This is a genomic window from Streptomyces sp. A18, from assembly GCF_059026065.1.
In genome coordinates, this window is record NZ_JBWLKL010000033.1 from 1 (window position 1) to 19,878 (window position 19,878).

Below are 19,878 nucleotides of genomic sequence, written 5' to 3' on the forward strand. Positions count from 1 at the left end.
CCGTGGGTGAGCTCGTGGCCCGCTCCGAGGCGGACCTGCTCGACATCCGCAACTTCGGTGCGAAGTCGATCGACGAGATCAAGGCGAAGCTGCACGGCATGGGCCTGACGCTCAGGGACAGCCCGCCCGGCTTCGACCCCATCGCCGCGGTCGACACGTACAGCGCCGCAGACGACGCGGACGCCGGTTTCGTCGAGACCGAGCAGTACTGACCACCCAGCAGTACTGACTGCTGTCTGCCAGGTCGCGCGGTCCGGGATCTACTCCCGGGCCGCGCGGCTTTTTGCGCACGCATGCGGGCCCCCCGTCAGCGGCGATGTGGCAGAGTCTGCGGCCTCGGCGTCCATGGCCCAGGGGGCGTGCGCGTGCGTCACGATCCGGCCGCCCGGCGGATCATGTAGACGGCGGTCGATACCGCGAGGAGCAGGTACACGCCCGGGAAGGCGATGTTGTAGAAGACGCGTGCTCGGATGTGGGCGGCGAGGGCACCGATGAAGAACAGGATCAGACCGATGGCGGCAGCGACGCCCAGCCAGGGCGCCACGGTCAGCCCGACGACGAGACCGATCGCCCCGCCCAGTTTCAAGGTCGCGAGGTAGGGCACAGCGCCGGCGGGAACGTGCACCTCGGCCGAGTTCTTCAACACGAACTCGGCCTTGAGATAGTCGGCGACCACGATGAACACGATCGCCGCGATGCACAACAGTGTGGCGATGAACAGGGATGTCGTCATGCGCTGTACCTGCCTACGGCGGCGATGGGGATCGTCTGTTCGGTCACTGCACTGACCCGTTGGGAGGCGGTGCGGAACCGGACCGTGTATACGCTCATCTGCAGGCTTCTCCTCGCTCGGTGGTGGACGTTCGGGGTGAGATGGGTGGTCTCGTCCATACCGACGTGGCCCGCCTCGGAAAGGTGACACCTGCACCACAGCCGCTACGCCGACCAGGGCAATCACTGGGACGTCCTGTACTACAGCTGCGGAGGCTGCTGGATCCGGTGCGCGGGGCGAGCCGTCATGCGGATCGTCCGGCGCCGTCATCGGCGATGCCGGGGCGAGTTACGCACTGGGACACGTCACCTGTCCGCTGAGCGCGGTCGTGGAGAAGATCTACCCGCCGGTGGCACTGCGGCGGGCAGTCGGCCCGGGAGGAGTTCATGTGCTCCTCGTGCTGCTGACCGCCCTGGCGGAGGTGGTGGCTGCTGACCAGCCGGTGCTCGCAGGCGTCTGCGCGGCGCTGTCGGCTGCCGGTGCCGTGGGGGGTGGTCCGTGAAGGGCGCAGGATGCAGCACTGGGCGCGTCTCAAGACCCGGGAGCTGTGCTTCTGGATCGCCGGCATCGACGAGCAGTTCAACTGAGCCGCGTCGGGCACCTTCCGTGCCCAACTTGCCCGCGGATACGTCATGGTGCCGCTGACCGTCCCCTTGTTCCGCGCGGCAGGCCCGCGTCAGCCAATCTGTTCGGCCAAGGCGACGATGATTCCTGCGGGGCCGCGGAGATTGCAGAGCCGGAAGTTGTTCTCGTACTGCGCTACCTCGCCGAGGAGTTCGGCGCCGTGGGCGCGCAGGCGGGCGATGGTGTCGTCGATGTCGTCGACGGCGAACATGACGCGATGCAGGCCCAGCGTGTTGGGCGGAGCGTTCCGCGGCTCGGCGTCGGATACCACGGGGGTGTGGTATTTGGTCAGCTCCAACTTGCTGTGGCCGTCCGGGGTCCGCATCATCGCAATCTCGCTCCGGACGCCGTCGAGACCCACGGTGCGGTCGGCATAAAGGCCTTCGATCTGCGCCTTGCCTTCCAGCTCCATGCCGAGCTCGGTGAAGAAGGCGACGGCCGCATCCAGATCGTCGACGACGATGGCGACGTTGTCCATCCGCAGAAGAGTCATGTCGCTGAGCCTAACGACTCTGGCTGAGCCGAACTGCCCGCCAACTTCATCGGTTCACCTGGTCCACGCAGTGGCGTCGTGGAACGGTCCACGGGCGCCACCGCCTGTGGTCAGCTGCCGCCCGCCGCAAGGCACCCCACTCGATCGACACATTGCACAATGGGCAAACTTGCCTGATGCGCAAGATTTGCTACCGTGGATGTATGGCCGATGGACTGCGGGAACGGAAGAAGCAGGAGCTGCGTGAGCAGCTGAGTCTGACCACAGTGCTGCTGGCCAGGGAACGTGGCCTGGCGAATGTGCGTGTGGACGACATCGTGGAGCGGGTCGGGGTGTCGCGTCGCACGTTCAGCAACTATTTCGCCAGCAAAGAAGAAGCCATCGCCGACCGGCATGTTCAGCGGACGCGCGAAGCGGCCGAGGCCCTTCGAGTGCGCCCTGCCGGCGAACTCTTGTGGGATTCGGTCACCACCGTGATCGTCGACCGCTATGCGGCCTGGGCCGGTGCCGCCGGGGCGCAGCCGAAGGAGGACCAGGACGGCCTGATCGCCATGCTCGGCGAGCCCGAGATGCAGGACGCCATCAGCCGTGGAGCGCGAGTCGCAACTTCCGTACTCGCGCAGGCGGTAGCGGACCGCCTCGGCACCGACGTGGGCGGCGACCTGCGCCCGACCTTGATCGCCAACGCCGCCCTGAGCACGCAGATGGCCACCCTCCACTTCTGGTTGCACACCGAACCGCCGACCGCGCTGGCCGCGCTGATGCGCGAGGCGTTCCAGCAACTCGGCGAAGGATTCGGCACCCTTCGGCTTCACGAGCCGCCGACCGCCGGCCAGGGAAAGGAAAACGCATCATGATCGACGTACTCATCGTCGGCGGCGGCCCGGTCGGGCTGTTTCTCGCCTGCGAACTGCGGCTTTCCGGAGCCAATCCCGTTGTCCTTGAGCGTCTGCCCGGGGCGAACCAGGCCGACAAGGCACACGGCCTCACCGGCCAGGTCGTACGTCTGATGGACCACCGCGGCCTGTACGAGGACTGCGGCGGACGCATACCTCCCACACCTGCACCCGAGTTCTTCTTCGGCGCCCTCCCTCTGCCGTTGCACACCCTTGGCGCTGACAATCCGATGCACCTGCTGCGGATCCATCAGCGTGACCTGGAGCGTGTGCTCGGCGAGCGGGCGTCCGAACTCGGCGTGGACCTGCGCCGTGGCTTCGAAGCCCGCTCCTTCAGCCAGGCGGAGGACCATGTCAATGTGGTCGCGGTCGGCGAGGACGGGGGCGAGACGACTTTCAACGCCCGCTTCGTCGTCGGCTGCGACGGGGCACGCAGCATGATCCGCAAGCAGTCCGGGATCGGTTTTCCCGGCTTCACCGACACCAACGTCGTGGACCGCAGCGCACTGGTCGGCCTCAGCGAGCACTTCCAGCCCAGGCCGGACGAACGCGTGGCCATCGCCGGACTCGGCGAAATCCCGGCGATCTTCCACCGCACCGAACGGGGCGTGTTCACCATCAGCCTCTCCCACCCGGAGCGGCCCTTCGTCCACACGACCGAGTGGGAGGACCACCCGGCCGGAAGTTATCCCGGCTCGGGCAGCCCGATCACACTGTCCGAAATGGAGGACAGCATCGAACGGGTCATCGGCGTACGTCTGCCGTTGACCGCACCCTCTGACGGTGCGCCCACGCTCCTCCGGCGCCTGTGCGGCCGCAACACGCGGCTGGCCGAGCGCTACCGCGACCGCCGGGTGTACCTCGCCGGGGACGCCGCACATGTTCATTCCGCCGCGGGCGGCCCCGGCCTCAACCTGGCGCTGCAGGACGCCGCGAACCTGGCCTGGAAACTGGCGGCCGAACTCCATGGCTGGGCCCCCGGCCACCTACTGGACAGCTACGAGAGCGAACGACGCGCCGTCGGGCAGAGGGTCTTCATGCAGACGCAGGCCCAGACCGCTCTCATGGCCCCCGGCAACAACGTGACGGCGCTACGGGACCTGTTCACAGAATTGCTGGGTCGCCGGGAGAACGTCCAACTCGTCGCCGACCTGATGGCGGGTTCCGACGTGAGGTACGACATGGGCGAAGAGAAGCCCGCCCCACCCACCGGCTGGTTCGTCCCCCCTCTGGATCTGACCACCGAAGACGGCCGGGAACAACGCCTCGCCGACCTCACGCACGACGCACGCCCGCTGCTGCTGGATGCCACGGACGACACCGAACTCGCGGCCGCGGCAGCACCCTGGGCCGACCGCGTGCGCCGGATCCCCGGCACCATCAAAGACGCCCCGGCCCCCGCACTCCTGATGCGTCCCGATGGGTACGTCGCGTGGGCAGGATCCGACCCCGCCGCCCTACGCACGGCATTGGCCAGATGGTTCGGCAAAGCAACGCCGCTGACGTGAACCGGTATCTCGGTCCCCACTGCCGAGTCAGAGGATGGACTCAGATACAGCCCTCGGGGGGCTACTCGCGCCCATATGGCACCGGCACCGCTTCGCCGGAGGCCCACCTGCCAGTACGGCGCGGGGAGTTCACCGGGCTCGGCGCCAAGTGACGCCGGGCGCTCGGGACTCCGAGGAGATGACCGCCCCCTTGCGCAGTGCTGCCACTCCCCCTCCGGACAGGGCGACTCTGGCGCTACGCGGAGGGTCGAAGAAGTCGACATGCCGACCATAGCGGTCGATCCTGTCCAGCACGACATGGCCGGGGCCTACCCCCGCGGCATCGGTCGCGGATTCAACACCGAAGATCTGCCCGGCCCGAGCATGAAGGCCGCCGGGTGGCAGCGGAGTTGCTGAAGCGCTTCGATCTGGCCGACGCAGCGAAGAACCCCACCCAGAGCTACTCGGGCAGCACGAGGCGCCGCCTCGACCTCGCCATGACGCTGGTCGGCGACCCGCGGATCATCTTCCTCGACGAGCCGACGACAGGGCTCGACCCGCGCTTCCGCCACAACATGTGGGGCATCATCCGCGGCCTGATCTCCGACGGCGTCACCGTCTTCCTCACCACCCAGTACCTCGAAGAAGCCGACGAACTCGCCGACCGTATCGCCGTGTTGAACGACGGCAAGTTCGCCGCCGAAGGCACGGCCGAGGAACTCAAGCGGCTCATCCCCGGCGGACACGTACGCCTCCGCTTCACCGACCCGGTCGCGTACGAGTCCGCCGCTGACGCACTGCGCGAGGTCACGCGGGACGACGAGGCACTGTCGCTGTCCATCCCCAGCGACGGCAGCCAGCGCGAACTGCGCTCCGTTGTGCGTGATGAGCGTCGTCCTCGTCGGCGCCGTCGGGGCGGCGATGGGCTTCCGGTCCACGGACGCCACGGCACTGGAGTGGATCGCGGCGTTCGGGCTGATCACGCTGTTCCCCGTGGCGCTCACCTGGATCGCGGTCGGCATGGGCGCGGCCAGTCCCAACCCCGAGGCGGCAGGGAATATGGCCATGCCGCTGATCCTCCTGCCGCTCATCTCCAGCGCCTTCATCCCGGCCGGTACGATGCCGGGCTGGTTCCAGCCCATCGCCCAGTACCAGCCCTTCACCCCCGCCATCGAAACCCTCCGCGGACTCCTGCTCGGCACCGAGATCGGCGACAACGGCTGGATCGCGACCGCCTGGTGCCTCGGCCTGATCGCGCTCGGCTACCGCTGGTCGACGGCGCAGTTCAACCGCGGCCCGAAGTAGCCGCGACGACCGCCACGTCACCGGCAGCCCCCACCGTGGCCACAGTGACCAGCTGCGTCACAATGAAGACGCTGCCCACCTCCACCGCCTGACTGGTTCCCGATCCGGGACGAGCCCTCGGAGCACGTCTGTGCCTGAGGGGGAATGGAGTTCCGCATGACGCCGAAGACACCCAAGACCGAACTCGACGCCCGCTACAGCTCCGCGCTCAACCCGCGCCCGGGTGCGGAGAACGTCACCGCCACCGACTGGGCCGAGGCCCAGCGCCAGATGCGGGACTCCGAGGTCTTCTGGATCACCACGGTCCGGCCGGACGGCCGGCTGCACGTCACACCGCTGATCGCCGCCTGGCACGACGGGTCCCTGCACTTCAGCACCGGGCCGGGCGAACAGAAGGCGAAGAACCTGGCCGGCAATGCCCACTGCGCACTCACCACAGGGCACAACTCACTCTCCGAAGGCCTCGACATCGTGATCGAAGGCACGGCGGAGCGGGTGACGGATCCGGCGCGCCAGAACCAGGTCATCGCCGCGTTCGAGGCGCAGTACGGGGACCACATCACCTCGCCGGAGGGCATGTTCCACGGCTTCGGCGACAGCATCCGCAAGGGCAACGACCTGCTGTTCGCGGTGACACCCGGCACGGCATACGGCTTCGGGCACGACGGTGCAGCGTTCAGCCATACGCGCTACACCTTCTAGCGGGCCCTGCGTACGACGGATGATCCACTCGTCGGCCTAGGAGTCGGTGCAGCGGAGGTTGCCTGGCTCCAAGACCGTCGTCCTCGGCGACGTCCAACAATCACGACCATGCCGCCGTGCTCATCGTCTGGAGCAGCGGCGAAGCTCCTTCGTGTGCCGCTCGCGAGCTTCCCGCAGGAGCCCACCACCGGATCTTCAGCTGCCTCCGGATGCATGCCGTTGTCGAAGTGCCCTCACCTCCTCGTATAGGTCGACTGCCTCTTGGCTGCGGCCGAGCTGCTCCAGACAATGCGCCTCGTCATTGCGGCTGACGAGGGCGTCGGGGTGCCCTGCCCCGAGAGCCCGCTCTCGGGTATCTGCCACGTGCCGGTACTCCGCGAGGGCATCGGCCCAGCGGTCGAGCCATCCGAGAGCGACGGCGACCTCGCGTCGGCTGACGAGTGTGTCGGGGTGGTCGGGGCCCAGTACCCGCTCGCGGAGGGAGCACACGTCGCGGGCCTCCGCGAGCGCCTCGTCCCAACGGTCGAGCCGTCCGAGGTTTACGCCAAGACCGTGGCGGGAGCGAAGGGTCTCGGGGTGGTCAGGGCCGTGGACACGACTCCGGTCGTCGATCAAGTCCTGGTACAGCGTCAGGGCGTCCGCACTGCGGTCGAGTCGGCCGAGACTGATGCCGACTTCGAAGCGCGGCGAGGGTGTCGGGATGGTCCGGACCGAGAGCCTGGGCACGGGCATCGGCGACCTCTCTGTGCGACCGCAACGCTTCGTCCCAGCGACCCAACTGGCCGGACATATACGCGACTTCATAGCGCGATACGAGCGTGTCCGGATGGTTGGGGCCGAGCACGCGCGCATGGGCTGCAGCCACCTCGCAAGCCAGGCGGTACGACTCCTCAAGTCGTCCGACGCGGCTCAGGCTGTACGCGAAGCTATGGCGGCATCGCAGAGTGTCGGGGTGCTCGGCGCCCATCAGGCGCTCGCGGGCGGCGAGCACGGCTGTGTAGATCAGATGCGCTTCGAGGTGGCGACCCAACTGGCCAAGGGTATAGGCCGTCTCTTGACGGGCGGCCAGCGTGTCAGGGTGGTCGGCGCCGAGCACCCGTTCCCTCGCCTCAGCCGTCCAGAGCTGATCCACCTGTTCCCGAGTAGTCCCTCCCCCGCCCACCGAGCCACCCCACCGGACGCAGTCCTGCCCGGCCTTCGGCCGACGCAGTGATCCACCGCCGTCTACTGCATCGGCTGGGAGGTCACGGTCCCGGCCGCAGACAGGTTCCTTTCGTCTCCGTCGGCCAAGCCAGGGGGCTATGCCTGTTGCCCCCTGGCCCCGTCACTCGCACCCATCACCCGGTACATGCCGATCGAGTCGTGCGTGGCGGTGTCGGCGAAGCCGAACTTCTCGTAGAGGAAGCATGCGGGGCCGTCCGCAATCAGCGAGACATAGGCGGTGGCGGGCGCCCGGCGTTCCAGTTCGTGGGTGAGCGCGGCCATGATGCGCTTACCGAGGCCGCGTCCCTGGTGTGCGGGGTGTACGCAGATGTCGACGATCTGGAACGCGGTGCCGCCGTCACCGATGACGCGCCCCATGCCGATCGGCTCACCCTGGTGCCGGAGGATCACCCCGTGCCAGGTGTTGGGCAGGGCGAGCGCGACCGCTTCCGGGGCTTTGTCCGAGAGGCCGGCATCGGTGCGCAGTCGACGGAAGACCTCCACGGAGGGCACGCCAACGCTCAACTCGTACGGGTCGTTCAAGCTGGCCACTTCCGATCGTGCGATGTGTCATGTGTCGCGTCATGTGTCATGTGTGATGCGTACGGGGGCGGCGACCTGCCGCAGTGCACCGCTCGTTGGCCAGTGTCCCTCTTCTGCGTGCTCGCCATGGAATCTGAGCTGCGCTTCGAACCAGTCGTGCAGGGCGTCCAGCGGGCGCTTGCCGATGGTCCGGGCTTACTTGCTCTTGGCGGGGATCAGCCACAGGGCGATGACGGCGGAGACCGCGGCCAGGCCCGTGGCGACGAGGAACGCGTCGTCGAAGCCGGCGCCGGCCTGGGCGCCGGCGTGGGCGGCGATGCTCGTTGCGGCGGCGCTGGATACGGCCGCCGCGCCGGCCGAGGCGCCGAACTCGTGGAAGGTGCTGACGATGCCCGACGTCACCCCGGCCTCATGGGGAGCGACGCTGGCGAGCGCGGTGGCGGAGGCGACGACGAACAGGGCGCCCAGTCCGGCCGCGGCGACGCTCACGCCGGTGACCATCGCGGCGGTACCGGACCAGAGCACCGGCACGAGGAACCCGGCGGCTGCCACAGCCAGCGAGACCACCGCCAGCAGCCGCGCTCCCAGACGGCCGATCACGCGGCCGGCGGCCGCCGCGGCGGCCATGGTCAGCAACGCCACCGGCAGGAACAGCGCTCCGGTCACCAAGGCACCGTGACCCTCGCGGTTCTGGAGGTAGAAGGAGCCCAGGAAGAAGGCCCCCACCATCAGCGCCGTGGTGACAGCGATCACGAAGATCCCCGCTACCACCGGGCGTCGGCCGAGCAGCCGCAGGTCCATCAGCGGTGTCGTCGCCCGGCGTTGCCACAGGGCGAAGGCCCCGTAGAGGAGTGCCGCCGCGGCGACCAAGGCAACGGTGACGCTGTCCAGCCAGCCGTGGTCACCGGCACGGATCAGGGCGTAGATGAGAGCGCCCGTCGCGGCGGCGACCAGAGCGGCACCGGGTATGTCGAGGGAACCGGTGGCTGCCCGAGGCAGCCGGGGCAGGATCCGGGCCAGCGCGACGAGGACCGCCAGGCCGACGGGGACGTTGACGAAGAAGACCCAGGCCCACCCCGGGCCCGCTGTGATCAAGCCGCCCAGGAGCACTCCGAGGGCGGCGCCCCCGCCGCCGAGCGCCGACCAGATGCCCAGCGCGCGGTTGCGCTCGTCGCCGTCGAACAACCGCACCACCACCGACAGAGCCGCAGGCGAGAGCATCGCCGCACCCACTCCCTGCGCGATCCGGGAGGCGAGCAACAGCGGGGCACCGGTGGCGAATCCGGCGGCCAAGGACGCAACAGTGAACACCGCGAGCCCGGCCAGGACCATGCGCTTCGGGCCGAACAGATCCGCGGCCCTGCCACCGAGCAGCATCAGACTGCCGAACGCGAGCGCGTATCCACTGACCACCCAGGTCAATACCGCGCGGCTCAGGTCCAGTTCGGCGCCCATGTCAGGCAGGGCGATCGCGACCACGGTGATGTCGAGGATCAGCATCAACTGGGCCAGCCCCAGGAGCCCCAGGGCTGTCCAGCGCAGCGGATGCGGCGCGTTCGCTGCGCGCGTGGTGGATTCCGTGTCGCTCATGACGCTCACCTCTCAGCTCTCAGGTCTCAGCTCTCAGCCATAAGTCGTACAGCTATGTTCAAGTTATACACCCGGGGGGTATAAAGCAAACAGTGCTGTACGACTTGGTGGGTTACTCTGGGAGCATGGGCAGCAAGAACTCCACGGCAACCAAGCGTGCCGACGCTCTGCGCAGCATCGAGGCGATCGTTCAGGCCGCGACCGACTGTCTCGGACAGAATCCGGATGCCAGCCTGAGCGAGATCGCCCGGACCGCAGGCGTGGGCCGGGTGACGCTGTACGCGCACTTCACCTCCCGCGCGGAGGTCGTCGACGCGGCGGTGAGCCGCGCCATCGACCGGGGCAACGAGGCGCTGGACACGGTCGACCTGACCGGGAACCCTCAGCTCGCCCTGACCCGGTACATCGAGGCCGGCTGGCACTTGGTGGACCAGGCGCGGGCCCTGCTCACCGCCGCGCAACGAGAACTCTCCGCCGGACGCATCCGGGAACTGCACGCCGGGCCCGCCGCCCGGGTCGAGGCACTGCTCGCCCACGGACGTACTGAGGGGGTCTTCCGTACGGACTTGCCGATCGCCTGGCTGGTCAATGTCCTGCACGCGGTCATGCACAGCGCGGCAACGGAGATCCGCGCCGGCCGTCTCACCTCGGACCGCGCCGCCGACCACATCACGGCCACAGTGCTCGCCGCCTTCACACCGCCGGGAACACCGGTACCCGAGCCTGGCGCCGGAGTGTGACGAAGGGAGAACTCGCCGATCTCGTGGCGCCCCTGGCTCAGTAGGTGACGATGATCCGACGTGCCAGGCCGATCCCGGCCACGGTGCGCAGCGCGTCCGCGGGCCCGACCAGGACGGCACGCCGGGTCACCACCGCCATGTCCGGACCTGGCACGACGGTCAGCACGGCGAGGACGCCGAGTGCGGCTGCCCAGTGGGTCAGCATGCTGCCGCTCTCCTCCTGGCCCAGCCGGTCGCGTTCGGGGTGATGCGCGTGCGGTGGCTCAACTAGGTTTCAACTCCGGCCCTTTCAGGTGCCGTCCTGTCAACGGGCGGCGGTGGAACCCGGATTGGCGTCCGTGCCCTCGGTGCTCAGCAACACGACCACCGAGGAGGGGCCGAGCCCCAACCTCGCACGCCGTTCGTCGGCGCCCGCACCGGTGAGTCCCGCGCGGAGACCGGCGAGCGTCGCGGCCCCGCACGGGCCCGAGGACACATCGAGTGCCGCGAGGTCGGCAGCAGCGCGGGCGCTGTCCGCGTCGCGGATGGCTACAGCGGCATCCAGCCCGCCGTAGAGGTAGGGCCAGGCGATGCTGGAGGGGGTACCGCAGTTCAGGCCGGCCATGGCGGTGTCGCCGGTGGTGACGCTGACGGGTTCGCCCCTGGTGAGAGATTCCAGGACGCAGGCCGCGGCCTCCGGCTCCACCGAAAGGAGCGCGGGCGCCTGTCCGGAGGGACGGCTGCGGTAGTGGGTGACGACGGCTTGGGCGAGGGAGCCCACACCCACTGGTACGGAGACGAGGTCGGGTCCTTCGGGGACTCCCTGCGCCGCCAGCTGTTCGTCGATCTCGGCGCAGAGGGTGGAGTAGCCCTCGACGATCCACCCCGGGATCTGTTCATAGCCCGGCCAGGCGGTGTCCTGGACCAGGATCGCGTCCGGCCCGGAAGCCGCCTCGGCCGCCAGGCGCACCGTCTCGTCGTACGCCCCTGCCACCTCGGTGACCTTCGCCTGCTCGGCGACGATGGCCGCTACGGCCTGGGGATGCACGCCCTGAGGGACGAAAACGTGGGCGTGTTGGCCCAGCAGGCGCGCCATGCGGGCGACCGCTCTGCCGTGGTTGCCGTCGGTGGCTGTCACCAGCGTGACCGGTCCAGGTCCGCTGCCGTTCGTGGCCCGCTCGGCAAGGACGCGGTGGACGGCCCAGGACGCGCCGAGCGCCTTGAACGCGGGCAGCCCCAAGCGGTTCGACTCGTCCTTGACGAAGACCCGGCCGGCTCCCAGCTCCCTTGCCAGCGAAGGGAGTTCGGTCAACGGTGTCGGTGAGTAATCGGGCAGCGAGGAGTGGAAGTCGCGTACATCGGTGGATGCCGGTGCACACCGCCAGTCACGGGCACCGGGCCGCGCGGACCACGGCAGCGTGCGGGCGGACCACGGCGGCGTACGGAAGGGGTCAACTTGCTCAGACATACGAACAGGATCCGACGCCCGTTATGATCGGTCCAGCGAATGTTTCCGACCATCATCCATCGGCATAGCCGATCATTGGGTGAGGTCGCTCGACGAAGGGCGAGGAGAGCGGTCCAGCGATGTTCGATCTGCACCGGCTGCGTCTGCTCCGCGAGCTCAAGCACCGCGGCACTCTGGCAGCCGTCGCCTCCGCCCTTTCGTACGCCCCGTCCTCCGTCTCTCAGCAGCTCTCGCAGCTGGAGTCCGAAGTCGGCGTCCCGCTCCTTGAACCGGTCGGGCGGCGGGTGCGGCTGACCGAGCAGGCCGAAATCCTCGTCGCCCATACCGAAGCGGTCCTCGAACGCCTGGAGCGCGCCGAGGCGGACATCGCCACCTCTCTGACCGACCTGACCGGCACCCTGCGCATCGCCTCGTTCCAGACCGCCGCCCTGACCCTGGTCCCGGCCGCCCTCGGTCTGCTGAGCGACCTGCACCCGCACCTGCGCGTCCACGTCACGCACATGGAGCCGGAAGCAGCCCTGCCCGCCCTGCAGGCGCGCGACTTCGACCTGGTCCTCGCCGAGGAGTACCCAGGCAACCCCAACCCGCGGCCAGCCGAGCTCGAACAGGAGGACCTCCTCGACGACCCTCTCCGCCTCGCCCTGCCGATCCCCACCCACGGCACGGACCGCGACGGCCCCATGGCGGCGCTCCGCTCGCTCGCCGACCACCCCTGGGTGATGGAGCCCGCGGGAACGCCCGCCCGTCACTGGGCCACGACGCTCTGCCGCAACGCCGGTTTCGAACCCGACGTACGGTTCGAGACCACCGACCTCCTGCTCCACCTCCGCCTCGTGGAACAGCGACACGCCGCCGCTTTCCTGCCCGACCTCGTCTGGAGCGGAGAGCCCCCCACCATCGCCTTGCAACGACTCCCCCACGGCCAGCGCGCACGCCGTGTCTTCACCGTCGTACGCCGTGGCCGCAGCAGGCACCCCGCCATCCTGGCCTGCCGGGACGCCCTCCGCAGGGCAGCTGCCGACCGACACGGCACAGACCGCCGGCCGACTGGCGACGGCTGGTGATGGCTGGTGATGGCTGGTGATGGGCACACTCGGTGAGTTCGCGGGCACCGATCTCCCGGCGCCTACGCCGGGCTGAGCCTCAGGTCACGGCCTGCTTGACCAGCGCCGCGATCATCGCCTCGGCCGCATCGCTCACCTCGGTCAGCGCATACGCCGTCGGCCACAGGCCGCTCCCGTCGTCCAGGTTTGCCTCAGGCGTGAACCCGAACGTCGAATAGCGCTCCTTGTCCGCCTGCCCGCTGCGGAAGAAGCACACGACCTTACCCTTCCTGGCATAGGCCGGCTGTCCGTACCACAGCTTCGGCGACAGCTCCGGGGCGTCAGCGACCACGATGGCGTGGACGCGCCCGGCCAGTGCACGGTCCGGCTCCGGCATCTCCGCGATCTTCGTCAGCACTTCCCGCGCTTCAGCTGCCGCCTTATGCGCGCCACGCCCGCGCCGGGCCTCCGCCTTCAGCTCGGCAGCCCGGTCCTTCATGGCCGCGCGCTCCTGCTCGGAGAATCCCTCCGCCGAGGACGTCCTCTTGCTCTTCCCGCCGGCACTCGACGCCGCACCCATCGCCGCTCCTCTCCACTCGTACGTCTGTGACGTGCCGATCACGCTATAAGGCGCTGGGAGGTCGTGCTTCTTCATTCCTGATCGATGCCACCGGCCCTGCCGAGGGGCTCGGCGTTGTCGATGGACCGACTACCAGGGGTTGATGAAAGGCGGGGGGTCGCTGTGGCGGGTTCCGTCGCCTCCAGGCCGATGGCCTCAAGGTGCTCGGCGAGAGCGCTGTCGGCGATCTGCAGGTCGCCGATCTCGGTCATGTTGAGCCTGTGAAGAGGCCGTTCAAGAGCTACCGGCTGGCTCGGTGTGGCGGGTAGCGGACATGGCAAGCGGTCCGGGCCCGCTCTCGGGCCGGACCGCTCACCGCGTGCTACTCCTCGCTAGGACGCTCGGGCCACCGGGTGGAAGTTGATGCGTTCACGGGTGACGGGATAGCCCGCCTTGGCGAAGTTCGCGGCCATGGGGAAATTGCCCTGGTCCGTCGCCCCGCTGACGAACTCCGCGCCCTGCTCGACGAGGAGGTGGGTGCACTCCGCGAGGAGGTCGTACGCGTAGCCGTGACCGCGCTGTTCCGGGACGACGCCGATGAAGCCGATGGTCGGGCCTGAGGGGTTGCGGGCCGGGATGTGGATCCCTGCCAGGTCACCCTCCGGCGTGTGCGCGATCTGCCACCACTCCCGCGGGGAGGGGCACCAGTGGAAGAAGTCGAGTTCCTGCTGGGCGGCCTGGTCGAGGCCGCCCTGCTCGATGGCCTTGAGGGCGTGGGCGTCCAGGGTGACGGAGTGGATGCGGCGCAATGCGTCGAAGAACACGGTGTCGTCGGGCTCGGCGCTGAAGCGCAGGCGTCCGGGCCGCTCGGGCAGACCGCGCTCCGGGGTCCAGCGGTACAAGAAGCGTTCCACCAGGAGTTCGTACCCTGCCGCTCGTGCGGCGGTGAAGCGCGCCTCGGCGCCGGCGCGCAGGTCGGCCTTCTCCCGCCAGCCGCCGGGCAGATTGATCTCCAGTTCGACCTGCCAGGGAGCGGAGCGCAGGAGTTCGGCCCCGGCCTCCTCCTCGCCCTCGGCCACGTCGAACCAGTTGATGTTGACGGGCTCCGGGTCGTCGGGGCCACCCCACCACGCGCCGCGTGCGACGACTTCGCCGTCGCGCAGGGCGACGCGCTTCCAGTCGGGGCGGAACTGGGTACGCCGATGGCTTTCACGGGCGCCCAGCGGGTCGGGGAGTACGTCGAAGAGATGGGCGTCGCTCGCGGAGAGCGCGCGGATGACCGGATCGGTCATGGATTCCTCCGGGATACAGGCTGCTTGGAGCGCTCCCGGTCAGGACTGACGATCCACGCCGGGACTGCGGAAGAGGGAGCGCTGGAAAGGTGTCAACTGCACGGCACGCGCCTCCTTCCATCCGTCTCAGGGCGTGAAGCCACAAGGTACGTGACCTCCAGCGGGTCCGTCCACGGATTTTCGCGTCGGCGATGAGTTCTCCCGTCTGACGCCGTCTTACCTGGTGAACGCCTAACTTCCTTCCCCATCGAGAGCTCCTGAACAGGCGGTATCCGTGATGGACAAGCAGTTCACAGCGACTCTGCAGAAGAGCCCGAACAAGGGCGGCTGGACCTACCTCGTGTGGCCCGAGTCGGCCGAATTCTTCGGCACCCGCGGTCTGGTGAAGGTCCGGGGCACGATCGACGGTCATCCGTTCCAGAGTTCGTTCATGGCTCTGGGGGACGGCACGCACAAGCTGCCCGTGAAGGCGGACGTGCGCAAGGCGATCGGCAAGGAAGAAGGGGACACCGTGACCATTCACCTGAAGGAGCGGGTGGACGCCTGACGCCGGAAACGGTGGCCGCCACACGGCTCAGCCAACCGGCTGAGCCAACTCCCCCAACTGCGGGTGCGGACGGCCGACGACGGCGACGGCGAAGACGTCCGGAGCCGCGCAGCGCCCTCGACCCCTCAGGCGGCCGACCGTGGCAGTAAGTTCTGAATAGTGGTTCACTTCTTTCATGGCCTACCGCAAGACCCCTGCTGAAATCCGCCGCCTCGAAGCGACCCGCGAACGCCTGATCACCTGTGCCACCGACGTCGTCGCCGAGGTGGGCTGGGCACAGGCGTCCGTGACCGCCGTCGCCGACTCGGCCGGAATCGCGGCCGGCTCGGTCTATCAGCACTTCCCGTCCAAGGCCGCGCTCGCCGTGGAGGTCTTCCGGCGGGCCGCCGGACGCGAGGTGGAGGTGCTCGGTGAGGTGCTGCACGGGCAGGGCGACCCGATCGAGCGCCTGAGCCGGGGTGTGGAGGTCTTCGCCCGACGTGCCCTGGAGAACCGTGGCCTGGCATACGCCCTGCTCGCCGCCCCCGCCGAACCCGCGGTCGGCGCCGAACGCCTCGACTTCCGGCGCCGCTACCGCGCGCTGTGGGCCGAGGTGGTGCACGAGGGCATGGCCGAGGGACTGCTGCCCGCCCAGAACGCCGAGATCACCGCGGCCGCGCTCACCGGGGCGATCGGGGAGGTCCTCGTCGACCCGCTCGGCACCCCGGACGAGAGCGCCACCGGCGATCTCCTCGCCGAACTCACCGCCACGGCTCTGCGCTGCGCGGGCGCCGCCCCGACCGCCTGACCGACCCCGCCGACTTGGAGGAGCCCTCATGCCCGCGACCAGCCACCCCACCGCTGTGACCCACGAAGTGACCAACCAGGCACCGCCGTTGACCGGCCACGATGCCGCGGACGACCCGGTCCTTGTCGAGGGTGTCCGCCGGGAAGGCGCCGAGTGGCACCTCGACGACCTGCACCGCTTCGGACGCGTCGTCGGCGGTGAGGAGGCGCGCACCTGGGCGGAGCAGGCCAACCGCCACGAACCCGAGCTGCGTACCCATGACCGCTACGGCAACCGCGTGGACGAGGTCGACTTCCACCCCGCGTACCACTCGCTGATGGCCGCCACGGTCGGCGCGGGCGCCGCCGGTGCCGCCTGGGCGGACGAGCGTCCGGGCGCACACTTCGCGCGCGCGGCGACCTTCATGGTGGCGACCATGATGGAGCAGGGCCACATGTGCCCGGTCTCCATGACGTACGCCGTCGTCCCCGCCCTGCGGCGCGCTCCCGACCTCGCCAAGGTGTACGAGCCGCTGCTCACCAGCAAGGTCTACGACCCGGGCCTGCGCACGCCGGCGGGCAAGCGCGGCCTGCTGGCCGGGATGGGCATGACGGAGAAGCAGGGCGGCACCGACGTGCGCGCCAACACCACGGCCGCGGTGGAACAGGCCGACGGGACCTGGCGGTTGCGCGGTCACAAGTGGTTCACCAGCGCCCCGATGAACGATCTGTTCCTCGTGCTCGCCCAGGCGCCCGGCGGCCTGTCCTGCTTCCTGGTGCCGCGTGTGCTCCCCGACGGCAGCCGCAACACGTTCCGCATCCAGCGGCTCAAGGACAAGCTCGGCAACCGCTCCAACGCGAGCAGTGAGCCCGAGTTCGACGACACGGTGGCCTGGCTCGTCGGGGACGAGGGCAAGGGCGTGCGGACCATCATCGACATGGTGACGATGACGCGCCTGGACTGCGTGCTCGGTTCCGCCGGGCACATCCGCGAGTCCCTCGCGCAGGCCGCGCACCACACCCGGTACCGGTCGGTGTTCGGCGCCAAGCTCATCGACCAGCCGCTGATGCGCAACGTGCTCGCCGACCTCGGCCTGGAGTCGGAGGCCGCCACCACCCTCGGCCTGCGCCTGGCCGGGGCCGCCGACCGGGCCCAGCAGGGCGACACCGGCGAGCGCGCGTTCCTGCGCCTGGCCACCGCCGTCTCCAAGTACTGGGTGTGCAAGCGGCAGCCCGCCGTCGTCGCCGAAGCGCTGGAGTGCCTGGGCGGCAACGGTTATGACGAGGCGTCAGGCATGCCGCGCCTGTACCGGGAGGCACCGCTCAACGGCATCTGGGAGGGCTCCGGCAACGTCAACGCCCTGGACATGCTGCGCGCCCTGACCCGCGAGCCCGAGTCCCTGCACGCCTTCCGTACGGAGATAGAGGCGGCCGCCGGCGCCGACCGCCGACTGGACGCCGCCTGGCGGGAGTTGAACGGTCAGCTGGTCCTGGCGGAGGACGCCCCGCTGCGCGCCCGCCGCCTGATCGAGCGTGCGGCCCTGGTGCTGCAGGGCTCGCTGCTGGTGCGGCACGCTCCGGCCGCCGTCGCGGACGCGTTCTGCGCCTCACGCCTCGCCGGGGACCAGGGCCTGGCCTTCGGGACGCTGCCGCCGGGCACCGACTTCGGGACGCTGCTGGAACGACTTCCGGCCTGACTCGCCACCAAGTACGCGTCCTGGTCGGTTCGCTGGGCGGCGAGCCGCGTGAACTGCAGTGAGTGGTCGAAGATGTCGCTGACCCGAGCATCGGACAGGCCGTGCCAGCCGTGCTCCGCGCCGGGCACGGTCCGCAGGTGCACCGGTACGCCCATCCCCTTCAGCCGCGTTGCGAGATCCCGGCTGTGGGAACACGGAACCATCGTGTCCTCCTCGCCGTGGACGAGGAGGAACGGGGGTACGTCCGGGTGGACCTGTGCCAGCGGGCTGGCGGCTCGGGCGTGTTCCGCGGCGCCCGCCGGGGCCTCCCCCAGCAGCAGGGCTTCCGGTGTGGTGGAGGACTGTGGATCGTAGTGGCCACGCGGGGTGGTCAGATCGCTGGGCCCGTACCAGATGACGGCGGCGACAGGGGCCGGTTCGGTATGGGTGAGGGCCAGGAGGGAGGCCAGGTGCCCCCCGGCGGATTCGCCCCACAGCACCGTGCGGCCGGTGTCAAGGCCCAGCTCGGCTGACCGCAGGCCGAGCCAGCGCAGTGCGGCGCGGAGGTCTTCGAGGGGCGCGGGGAAGTGGGCTTCGCCGCTGAGCCGGTAGTCGACACAGGCAACGGCCATACCGGCCGCGGCGATACGCGCGAACGGGCCCGGAGACCAGTCGCGCGTCAGCATGCCCAGGTCGTCGCGCCGTCCTCGGCACCAGGCACCGCCGTGCACGAACAGCACCAGCGGAACGGCGCCCGGCCCGGTGTGCTCGGGCAGCCAGAGGCCCAGTTCCAGCGGGCGGCTGCCTTCGAGGTCGGCGAAGGGAACGCCCCGCAACACGCGTACGCCCGGCCCGCATCGGGCTGCGGGAGGAAGCGGCGCGATGTCGGGGTGGGGCGCGGCGATCAGCTCGCGGAGGGGATGGGCGGCGGTCACCGGGTGCGCCACTGGTGGTCGGGGAGGAACTGGACGTCGTACTCCTGGGGCACGGTGGCGAACCGGTGCGGCTGGGGCACGTAGGGCTTGGGCGGCAGGCCGAGGGCGTCGGCGGGGGTGCCGAGGGTCTCGAAGAAGCGCTCGAAGGTACCGCCGGGTCCGGCGGCGACGCCGACGACCTGACTGTGGTGGCGTTCCATGCGGTAGGCGTGCCGGCAGTTCTTGGGGACGAACCCGAAGTCGCCCGGGGTGAGCAGCTTTTCCTGCTGCTCCCCCTCGGTGTCCTCGACGAACAGCCGGACGGCGCCCTGGGTGATGTAGAAGACCTCGTGGGTGTCGGTGTGCAGATGAGCCGGGATGATGTCGCCCTTGGGGCCCTCGACGGTGAAGAAGTTGAAGGTGTTCTCCGTCTGCTCGCCGCCCGCGTAGATCGTGATCAGGTCGCCGAACAGGTGCGCACGGTCCCCCTCGCCCTTCTCGATGAAGTAGGGCTTGCCCGGCTCGGCGGGTATGCGCGAAGCGCTCCGGTAGCGAGTGGCGTACTCGATGGTCATGACTCTCCCCTGGGCTCGCGCCTGCAAGCGTCGCGGAAACGTCAGGCTGCCTGACGTATGGAATGTCAGGTAGCCTGACACATGACCGTGCCAGCCGCCAAGGCCGTCTTCGTGAGGACCACTGATGAATCCCGCCGACCGAGACCTCCCGCAGCTGCTGGGCGGCGCCCGCCGCTGGTTCGACGAGGCGCTGCTGGCCGCCCTGCAAGAGACGCCCGGGTCGCAGGTCTCTTTGACGCAGCTGGGTCTGTTCAGCGTGCTCGACGAGGACGGCACGACGGTGTCCGAGCTGGCCCGGCGGATGGGTGTGACCCGGCAGACGGCGCATCAAGCCGCCCACGGGCTGGTGGACCTCGGGCTGCTGGAGCAGGTGCCCGACCCCGCTTCCGGCAGGCGACGGCTGATCCGGCGCACCCCGGAGGGACAGCGAGCGCATCAGCGGGCCAGCCTCGTCCTGGAACGGCTGGAGGAGACGCTCGCCGAGCGGATCGGCCGAGACGCGGTCGCCGCGCTGCGCTGCGCACTGGAGGCGCCCTGGGGGCCCGTGCCGACCCTCGGGACTTCTGAGCAATAGCACCTGGGAGTACGTCGCCGCGTACAGCGAGCCTGTGGGAAACGGCTGACGCCCCGACCCGGGTCTGGCGCTTCCGCGACGGATGTGCGGCGGACGGCCGGGCGGGCCGTCCCTGCGCGCCAGGAGCATGG

The 19,878-nt window shown here is 69.5% G+C and carries 20 protein-coding genes and 5 pseudogenes; 13 read left to right on the forward strand and 12 right to left on the reverse strand.

The features are described from left to right. A partial coding sequence (locus tag AC5P1C_RS33750; RefSeq protein WP_493869780.1) for a DNA-directed RNA polymerase subunit alpha C-terminal domain-containing protein occupies positions 1-212 on the forward strand: 212 nt, incomplete at its 5' end. Between the two features lie 158 nt (positions 213-370). On the opposite strand, the gene AC5P1C_RS33755 is transcribed toward AC5P1C_RS33750, so the two are convergent. Then, on the reverse strand, positions 371-733 hold the full coding sequence (locus tag AC5P1C_RS33755) for a DoxX family protein (protein WP_493869781.1): 363 nt from the start codon (positions 731-733) through the stop codon (positions 371-373). A gap of 367 nt (positions 734-1,100) precedes the next feature. On the opposite strand from AC5P1C_RS33755, the gene AC5P1C_RS33760 reads away from it, so the two are divergent. Continuing rightward, positions 1,101-1,274, forward strand: a complete 174-nt coding sequence (locus tag AC5P1C_RS33760; protein WP_493869782.1) for a hypothetical protein — start codon at positions 1,101-1,103, stop codon at positions 1,272-1,274. Between the two features lie 174 nt (positions 1,275-1,448). Here AC5P1C_RS33760 and AC5P1C_RS33765 read toward each other — a convergent pair whose 3' ends face one another. Then, complete coding sequence (locus tag AC5P1C_RS33765) at positions 1,449-1,889, reverse strand: VOC family protein (RefSeq protein ID WP_493869783.1); 441 nt, start codon at positions 1,887-1,889, stop codon at positions 1,449-1,451. Between the two features lie 203 nt (positions 1,890-2,092). Between AC5P1C_RS33765 and AC5P1C_RS33770 the strand changes: the two genes are divergently transcribed. The 5 genes and pseudogenes from AC5P1C_RS33770 to AC5P1C_RS33790 all read left to right on the forward strand — a co-directional run bounded on the left by AC5P1C_RS33770 (position 2,093) and on the right by AC5P1C_RS33790 (position 6,279). Beyond that, positions 2,093-2,746, forward strand: coding sequence for a TetR/AcrR family transcriptional regulator (locus tag AC5P1C_RS33770; protein WP_493869784.1), 654 nt, complete (start codon positions 2,093-2,095; stop codon positions 2,744-2,746). Next, positions 2,743-4,293: an FAD-dependent monooxygenase gene (locus tag AC5P1C_RS33775; protein WP_493869785.1), complete on the forward strand. Its 1,551-nt coding sequence runs from the start codon at positions 2,743-2,745 to the stop codon at positions 4,291-4,293. The genes AC5P1C_RS33770 and AC5P1C_RS33775 overlap by 4 nt, the downstream gene beginning before the upstream one ends. Positions 4,294-4,652: 359 nt before the next feature. Next, positions 4,653-5,153: pseudogene (locus AC5P1C_RS33780) on the forward strand (ATP-binding cassette domain-containing protein); the annotation flags it as partial. Position 5,154: 1 nt separating this feature from the next. Then, positions 5,155-5,577 (forward strand): annotated as a pseudogene (locus AC5P1C_RS33785) (ABC transporter permease); the annotation flags it as partial. A 156-nt stretch (positions 5,578-5,733) separates the two neighbouring features. Beyond that, a complete protein-coding gene (locus AC5P1C_RS33790; RefSeq protein ID WP_493869786.1) occupies positions 5,734-6,279 on the forward strand; it encodes a pyridoxamine 5'-phosphate oxidase family protein in 546 nt (181 codons plus the stop codon). 195 nt (positions 6,280-6,474) lie between these two features. On the opposite strand, the pseudogene AC5P1C_RS33795 reads toward AC5P1C_RS33790, so the two are convergent. From AC5P1C_RS33795 to AC5P1C_RS33805, 3 genes and pseudogenes are all read right to left on the reverse strand, one after another. Further along, positions 6,475-7,393: pseudogene (locus tag AC5P1C_RS33795) on the reverse strand (tetratricopeptide repeat protein); the annotation flags it as partial. A 185-nt stretch (positions 7,394-7,578) separates the two neighbouring features. Beyond that, the gene (locus AC5P1C_RS33800) at positions 7,579-8,034 is read right to left on the reverse strand and encodes a GNAT family N-acetyltransferase (RefSeq protein ID WP_493869787.1); all 456 of its coding nucleotides are present in this window, start codon (positions 8,032-8,034) and stop codon (positions 7,579-7,581) included. A gap of 186 nt (positions 8,035-8,220) precedes the next feature. Continuing rightward, positions 8,221-9,615 carry an MFS transporter gene (locus AC5P1C_RS33805; RefSeq protein WP_493869788.1) on the reverse strand — a complete coding sequence of 465 codons (1,395 nt, stop codon included), beginning with the start codon at positions 9,613-9,615 and terminating at the stop codon, positions 8,221-8,223. A 125-nt stretch (positions 9,616-9,740) separates the two neighbouring features. On the opposite strand from AC5P1C_RS33805, the gene AC5P1C_RS33810 reads away from it, so the two are divergent. Continuing rightward, positions 9,741-10,355, forward strand: coding sequence for a TetR/AcrR family transcriptional regulator (locus tag AC5P1C_RS33810; RefSeq protein ID WP_493869789.1), 615 nt, complete (start codon positions 9,741-9,743; stop codon positions 10,353-10,355). Between the two features lie 70 nt (positions 10,356-10,425). Here AC5P1C_RS33810 and AC5P1C_RS33815 read toward each other — a convergent pair. Further along, positions 10,426-10,560, reverse strand: a pseudogene (locus AC5P1C_RS33815) (LysE family translocator); the annotation flags it as partial. A gap of 99 nt (positions 10,561-10,659) precedes the next feature. Next, positions 10,660-11,802 (reverse strand): diaminopropionate ammonia-lyase, encoded by a 1,143-nt coding sequence (locus AC5P1C_RS33820; RefSeq protein WP_493869790.1) that lies wholly within the window; start codon positions 11,800-11,802, stop codon positions 10,660-10,662. Between the two features lie 119 nt (positions 11,803-11,921). On the opposite strand from AC5P1C_RS33820, the gene AC5P1C_RS33825 reads away from it, so the two are divergent. After that, entirely contained in the window at positions 11,922-12,866 is a 945-nt protein-coding gene (locus tag AC5P1C_RS33825; protein ID WP_493869791.1) for a LysR family transcriptional regulator, read from the forward strand. Between the two features lie 79 nt (positions 12,867-12,945). On the opposite strand, the gene AC5P1C_RS33830 is transcribed toward AC5P1C_RS33825, so the two are convergent. From AC5P1C_RS33830 to AC5P1C_RS33840, 3 genes are all read right to left on the reverse strand, one after another. Further along, positions 12,946-13,425, reverse strand: a complete 480-nt coding sequence (locus tag AC5P1C_RS33830; protein WP_493869849.1) for a DUF1801 domain-containing protein — start codon at positions 13,423-13,425, stop codon at positions 12,946-12,948. Between the two features lie 71 nt (positions 13,426-13,496). Next, complete coding sequence (locus AC5P1C_RS33835; RefSeq protein ID WP_493869792.1) at positions 13,497-13,676, reverse strand: hypothetical protein; 180 nt, start codon at positions 13,674-13,676, stop codon at positions 13,497-13,499. A 120-nt stretch (positions 13,677-13,796) separates the two neighbouring features. Then, a complete protein-coding gene (locus AC5P1C_RS33840; RefSeq protein WP_493869793.1) occupies positions 13,797-14,696 on the reverse strand; it encodes a GNAT family N-acetyltransferase in 900 nt (299 codons plus the stop codon). Between the two features lie 277 nt (positions 14,697-14,973). Between AC5P1C_RS33840 and AC5P1C_RS33845 the strand changes: the two genes are divergently transcribed. The 3 genes from AC5P1C_RS33845 (at position 14,974) to AC5P1C_RS33855 (ending at position 17,705) form a co-directional block, all read left to right on the forward strand. After that, positions 14,974-15,243 (forward strand): DUF1905 domain-containing protein, encoded by a 270-nt coding sequence (locus AC5P1C_RS33845; protein WP_493869794.1) that lies wholly within the window; start codon positions 14,974-14,976, stop codon positions 15,241-15,243. A 175-nt stretch (positions 15,244-15,418) separates the two neighbouring features. Further along, the gene (locus tag AC5P1C_RS33850; protein ID WP_493869795.1) at positions 15,419-16,030 is read left to right on the forward strand and encodes a TetR/AcrR family transcriptional regulator; all 612 of its coding nucleotides are present in this window, start codon (positions 15,419-15,421) and stop codon (positions 16,028-16,030) included. A 28-nt stretch (positions 16,031-16,058) separates the two neighbouring features. Continuing rightward, positions 16,059-17,705, forward strand: coding sequence for an acyl-CoA dehydrogenase family protein (locus AC5P1C_RS33855; RefSeq protein ID WP_493869796.1), 1,647 nt, complete (start codon positions 16,059-16,061; stop codon positions 17,703-17,705). A gap of 59 nt (positions 17,706-17,764) precedes the next feature. Here AC5P1C_RS33855 and AC5P1C_RS33860 read toward each other — a convergent pair. After that, positions 17,765-18,631: pseudogene (locus tag AC5P1C_RS33860) on the reverse strand (alpha/beta hydrolase fold domain-containing protein); the annotation flags it as partial. Then, the gene (locus AC5P1C_RS33865) at positions 18,616-19,173 is read right to left on the reverse strand and encodes a quercetin 2,3-dioxygenase (RefSeq protein ID WP_493869797.1); all 558 of its coding nucleotides are present in this window, start codon (positions 19,171-19,173) and stop codon (positions 18,616-18,618) included. The pseudogene AC5P1C_RS33860 and the gene AC5P1C_RS33865, both read right to left, overlap by 16 nt. A gap of 124 nt (positions 19,174-19,297) precedes the next feature. Here AC5P1C_RS33865 and AC5P1C_RS33870 point away from each other — a divergent pair, with 124 nt between their 5' ends. Next, positions 19,298-19,747, forward strand: a complete 450-nt coding sequence (locus AC5P1C_RS33870) for a MarR family winged helix-turn-helix transcriptional regulator (protein ID WP_493869798.1) — start codon at positions 19,298-19,300, stop codon at positions 19,745-19,747. Positions 19,748-19,878: the final 131 nt, after the last annotated feature.

Bases quoted from the DNA above. Each gene is read 5' to 3' on its own strand.
- AC5P1C_RS33835 (WP_493869792.1), bottom strand. From the start codon at position 13,676: ATGACCGAGATCGGCGACCTGCAGATCGCCGACAGCGCTCTCGCCGAG.
- AC5P1C_RS33770 (WP_493869784.1), top strand. From the start codon at position 2,093: ATGGCCGATGGACTGCGGGAACGGAAGAAGCAGGAGCTGCGTGAGCAG.
- AC5P1C_RS33845 (WP_493869794.1), top strand. From the start codon at position 14,974: ATGGACAAGCAGTTCACAGCGACTCTGCAGAAGAGCCCGAACAAGGGC.
- AC5P1C_RS33775 (WP_493869785.1), top strand. From the start codon at position 2,743: ATGATCGACGTACTCATCGTCGGCGGCGGCCCGGTCGGGCTGTTTCTC.
- AC5P1C_RS33870 (WP_493869798.1), top strand. From the start codon at position 19,298: ATGAATCCCGCCGACCGAGACCTCCCGCAGCTGCTGGGCGGCGCCCGC.
- AC5P1C_RS33805 (WP_493869788.1), bottom strand. From the start codon at position 9,615: ATGAGCGACACGGAATCCACCACGCGCGCAGCGAACGCGCCGCATCCG.
- AC5P1C_RS33865 (WP_493869797.1), bottom strand. From the start codon at position 19,173: ATGACCATCGAGTACGCCACTCGCTACCGGAGCGCTTCGCGCATACCC.
- AC5P1C_RS33850 (WP_493869795.1), top strand. From the start codon at position 15,419: ATGGCCTACCGCAAGACCCCTGCTGAAATCCGCCGCCTCGAAGCGACC.
- AC5P1C_RS33825 (WP_493869791.1), top strand. From the start codon at position 11,922: ATGTTCGATCTGCACCGGCTGCGTCTGCTCCGCGAGCTCAAGCACCGC.
- AC5P1C_RS33830 (WP_493869849.1), bottom strand. From the start codon at position 13,425: ATGGGTGCGGCGTCGAGTGCCGGCGGGAAGAGCAAGAGGACGTCCTCG.
- AC5P1C_RS33790 (WP_493869786.1), top strand. From the start codon at position 5,734: ATGACGCCGAAGACACCCAAGACCGAACTCGACGCCCGCTACAGCTCC.
- AC5P1C_RS33855 (WP_493869796.1), top strand. From the start codon at position 16,059: ATGCCCGCGACCAGCCACCCCACCGCTGTGACCCACGAAGTGACCAAC.
- AC5P1C_RS33755 (WP_493869781.1), bottom strand. From the start codon at position 733: ATGACGACATCCCTGTTCATCGCCACACTGTTGTGCATCGCGGCGATC.
- AC5P1C_RS33820 (WP_493869790.1), bottom strand. From the start codon at position 11,802: ATGTCTGAGCAAGTTGACCCCTTCCGTACGCCGCCGTGGTCCGCCCGC.
- AC5P1C_RS33765 (WP_493869783.1), bottom strand. From the start codon at position 1,889: ATGACTCTTCTGCGGATGGACAACGTCGCCATCGTCGTCGACGATCTG.
- AC5P1C_RS33840 (WP_493869793.1), bottom strand. From the start codon at position 14,696: ATGACCGATCCGGTCATCCGCGCGCTCTCCGCGAGCGACGCCCATCTC.
- AC5P1C_RS33810 (WP_493869789.1), top strand. From the start codon at position 9,741: ATGGGCAGCAAGAACTCCACGGCAACCAAGCGTGCCGACGCTCTGCGC.